At 65.7% G+C, this 3,324-nt stretch carries 4 protein-coding genes; all 4 read left to right on the forward strand.

Annotated features, from left to right (window positions below):
* On the forward strand, positions 1 to 228 hold a 228-nt coding region (locus EOA27_RS41635; protein WP_210214177.1), incomplete at its 5' end, for a hypothetical protein.
* Positions 229 to 391: 163 nt separating this feature from the next.
* Positions 392 to 1,111 carry a GntR family transcriptional regulator gene (locus tag EOA27_RS28510; RefSeq protein WP_126080324.1) on the forward strand — a complete coding sequence of 240 codons (720 nt, stop codon included), beginning with the start codon at positions 392 to 394 and terminating at the stop codon, positions 1,109 to 1,111.
* Positions 1,112 to 1,239: 128 nt separating this feature from the next.
* Positions 1,240 to 2,481, forward strand: a complete 1,242-nt coding sequence (locus EOA27_RS28515) for a D-amino acid dehydrogenase (RefSeq protein ID WP_126080323.1) — start codon at positions 1,240 to 1,242, stop codon at positions 2,479 to 2,481.
* Between the two features lie 41 nt (positions 2,482 to 2,522).
* Positions 2,523 to 3,324, forward strand: an 802-nt coding sequence (locus tag EOA27_RS28520) for an aspartate/glutamate racemase family protein (RefSeq protein ID WP_127257799.1), incomplete at its 3' end; no start/stop codon positions are given.

Below are 3,324 nucleotides of genomic sequence, written 5' to 3' on the forward strand. Positions count from 1 at the left end.
ACCTGGACCGAAGTGTGCAACGGTGCAGAATTTCTGGATCGCCGCGGCGCTTCCAAGTCATGGCATGGATCCTCGGGTCTGCGCGCGTCGCTTCGCTCCTTGCTCCGCCCGTGGATGACGATCGCGATAGATGTCCAGTCAGTCGCCAAGGCCGGGGATCTGCCATCGCGCTCTAACCAGGTCAAAACTTGTGTTGAGGAACTAGAGCAATTCCAGGAAAAAGTGTGAGCCGCCTTCGCCGTAGCCTTCCGCCCGGGAATTGCGACAAACAAAGAGCGCTTCGCCGTTTCCATGAGACGGTGAAACGCAGCGCAACTGAGTGCACTTTGCGATTTCAGAACGTATCATAGAAGCGCCCGCCGATTGGCCGGCGGCGCCGGGATAGGACCTGATGACACAAGGACGCGGCAGTGGCGAAAAATCGGCGGCTACGCGTGCCGTCCGCGCGGCCGACAGCGTCGAGCGTGTCTATGCCCGGATCAAGGACTTCGCGATCGACTATCGTTTCCGGCCGGGCGAGCGGATCAACGAGGTCGAGCTCGCCGCCGAGCTGGCGGTCAGCCGCACGCCGGTGCGCGCCGCGCTCAATCGGCTGGAGCGCGATGGTTTTGTCACCTCCGTGCCGAACAAGGGCTTTTTCGCCCGCGAGCTGACGCCGGAGGCGGTGCGCGATCTCTACGAGCTTCGCGCGGCGATCGAGCGTGCCGCCTTCGTGCTTGCCTGCGAGCGGGCGAGCGATGCCGAGATCGAGGCGGCAGCCGGGACCTGGACAAGACACAGCAACCCGGAAGACGAGGGCTCATGGGCGAAGATTGCCGTCGCCGACGAGAGCTTCCACATGGGCCTGACGCGATTGTCGAAGAATGCGCAGATGATAAGCGCGCTTGAGGGTCTCTGCTCGCGTATCCGCTTCTTCAGATGCATCGACCTGGAGTCTTCGTCGCGTCGCGACCGCACCTATCGGGAGCATGACGCGATCATTCGCGCCCTGCGCCGCCGCGACGCCGCGGGCGGAGCGAGCCTGCTCGAAAAACACATCACGCTGAGCTCTGAGCACGCCATCGAAGTGGCCGCGCGCGGCTTGGCGCGGCTTTTCCCGGAGACGGCGTAGAGCTTTCGCCGAAAACCTCAACGCCACGATCCGCCGGCATCTCAAAAAGACGGCCATTTGCAGGCTGCCCCTTGCGGATCTCGCGATAGATTCTAAAGTGTACTCACTTTGCGATCTCCGGAGGCGTGATGCGCGTGATCGTGTTGGGTGGCGGCGTGGTCGGCGTCACCACCGCTTACCAGCTGCAGAAGGACGGGCACGAGGTCGTCATCCTCGAGCGCCAGCAACAGGTCGCGGCCGAGACAAGCTGGGGCAATGCCGGCATGATCGCGCCGGGGCATTCCTTCGTCTGGTCCTCGCCCAGGGCGCCGATGATCCTGCTGAAATCGCTGGTGCTGAAGGATCAGGCGCTGCGCTTCAGGCTTTCGGCCGATCCGAGGCTCTACAGCTGGTCGTGGCTGTTCCTGATGGAATGCACGGCCGAGAAGGCCAGGCGCAACACGCTGCTCAAGCACCGGCTCGCCGTCTATTCGCAATCGGTGCTGCAAGAAGTGGTCGCCGACGAGGCGATCGACTACGACCGCAACGATCGCGGCATCCTCTATTTCTATCGCAGCCAGCAGGCGCTCGACAAAGGCGTCGAGCATATGCGGCTGCTGGAATCCGACGGCCAGCTGATCAAGGTGCTCGACCGCGACGCCATTGTCGCGCTCGATCCGTCGCTGGCCTCGGCCAGTGAAAAGATCGCCGGCGGCATCCATTGCCCGACCGACGAGACCGGCGACCCGGCGAAATTCACCCGCGCGCTCGCCGCCAAGGTGGTCGAGCGCGGCGGCGAGATTCGCACCGGCACCACCATCACCGGCATCGAGACGTCGGGCGACGGCGTCGCGCAGGTGATGACGGACAAGGGCGCGGTCAAGGGCGACGCCTATGTGTTGGCGCTCGGCTCCTACAGCCCGCTGATCGCCAGGACGATCGGGCTCAGCCTGCCGATCTATCCGGTCAAGGGCTATTCGCTGACCATCCCGATCGGCAACCGCCCGGCGCCGCCGACCATCGCCGCGATCGACGAGCACAATCTGGTCGCCGTCTCGCGCTTCGGCGACCGGCTGCGCGTCACCGCCACCGCCGAATTCGCCGGCTACGACACCAGCCACAAGCCGGCCGATTTCACCTTCATGAAGGGCGTGACCGAGGAGCTTTATCCGGAAGGCGCCGATTACGACCGCGCCGAGATGTGGGCGGGCCTCAGGCCGATGACGCCGAACAACCTGCCCGAATTCGGCCGGCGGCGCCTACGCAACCTCTACCTCAACACCGGGCACGGCCATATCGGCTGGACCATGTCGCACGGCTCGGCCCGCATCACCGCCGACCTGATCGCCGGCCGCAAGCCGGCCATTTCGATGGATGGACTTTTGAACTGAACGCATGATCCCCGACGGGATCCGCCAGGAAAGGGAATGCCATGTCTGTCAGCGCGGCCGCTACCCGCCCGCAATCTTCTGGACCGGTGGACCTTGGCGTCCTTCCATCCGAGATCGACGGCGGCCTCGCCTCGCGCGCGGCGATCGGCCTGGCGATCCTTGCCACCGATCAGACGCTGGAGCACGAGTTCCGCGCGCTGGTCCGGATTCCGGGCGTCGCCTTCTACGAGGCGCGCCTCTTCAACGACAACGACATCACGCCTGACACATTGCGCGCCATCGGCCCGCGCATCGCCCCCACCGTCGATCTCATCCTGCCCAGCATCCCGCTCGACGTCGTCGGCTTCGGCTGCACTTCGGCCACCATGACGCTTGGCGAGGAAGCCGTCTTCGCCGAAATCCGCAAGGCGCGGCCGGGCGTCGCCTGCACCACGCCGGTCACCGGCGCGCTGGCCGCCTTCAAGGCGCTGGGCGCGAAGGGCATCGGCCTGCTCACCCCTTACGCGCCCGAGATCAACCAGGGCCTTGTCCGCTATTTCACCGGTCGCGGCCTCGACATCGCGGCCGTCGCGACCTTCGACCGCCGAGACGACCGCGAGGCCGCCCGCATCGCGCTGGCTTCCATCGAGGCTGCCGCCGAACGCATGGCTGAAGTGCCCGGCGTCGATGCGATCTTCATCTCCTGCACCAGCCTGCGCGTCGCCGAGGCGGTCGCCGATCTGGAGCGGCGCATCGGCATTCCCGTCACCTCCTCCAACCACGCCATGGCCTGGCACTGCCTGCGCCTCGCCGGCATCGACGACGTGGTGCCGGCGGGTGGGAGGGTGTTCGCGCTGCCTGCAC

This window comes from Mesorhizobium sp. M2A.F.Ca.ET.037.01.1.1 (genome assembly GCF_003998075.1).
Lineage (GTDB): Bacteria > Pseudomonadota > Alphaproteobacteria > Rhizobiales > Rhizobiaceae > Mesorhizobium.